At 70.7% G+C, this 764-nt stretch carries 1 protein-coding gene; it reads right to left on the bottom strand.

What is annotated here, in order from left to right:
* On the bottom strand, window positions 1–603 hold a 603-nt coding region (locus tag WD271_08850; protein ID MEX1007935.1), incomplete at its 3' end, for a MaoC family dehydratase N-terminal domain-containing protein.
* Between the last annotated feature and the right edge of the window lie 161 nt (window positions 604–764).

The raw sequence follows: 764 nt of genomic DNA, 5'->3' as shown, positions 1-764 counted from the left end.
CGGGGACCCCCCGCGCCGGGCCGCCTCGTCGTCGACGTGCATGGGCGCGTGGTCGGTGGACGCCCCCGCGTATCGAAACGACTGGTCGCCCGTGACCTCGAAGGCGTGGCTCCCGAGCGGCCGCCTGCGCGCGTCGTCCGGGAAGGTGTGGTCGCGCAGAGGCGGGCCGAGTTGCGCGTCGATCTTCCCCCCGAGGTACAACGACGACCACAGGTGCTCGACCACGGGCGCGTCGTGCTCGTCGGTGAGCACGAGGCGCTGCGTGACCATCGTGCCGGCGCCGGTCTGCGTTGCGCAGTAGGTCTCGGAGGTCCACCGCAGCGCCATCCCTTGCCGGACCCGCTGGTGGAAGAACACGTCGTGCTCGCCGTGGACTCCGCCGCGTACGCCGGGGATCGCATCGGGTGGTGACCCGAGCCGGATTCCCTCGTGCAACGCCGGCAGGATCAGCGCCACGGTGTAGACCGGCGGCACCGCGTCACCCTCGAAGTAAGCGGGGTTCGGGTCGTTGGTCGCGAGCGCGTAGGCCTGCGCCGCGTCGGGGTCGATGCGACCAACGTATGGACCGACGACGAGTCCGATGTGGAGCGTGGGATCGCTCACGAGTCCAGTCGCTCCTTCTCCGCTTCGTCCATCCGTTGGATCGCGCGTTGCCACTCGCTGTCGGTCCCCGCCTCGCCTTCGCGAGCGAGGGACACACCCGTTCGGTGCGCGAAGACCCACCCCCCCTCGTCGTTCTTGCGCAGCCGGTCGCGGTAGCGACC

The organism is Acidimicrobiia bacterium (assembly GCA_040880805.1).
Taxonomy (GTDB): Bacteria; Actinomycetota; Acidimicrobiia; order IMCC26256; family DASPTH01; genus DASPTH01.
Note: the sequence above shows the minus strand (reverse complement) of the source record. Positions and strands in the feature narration are given on the sequence as shown.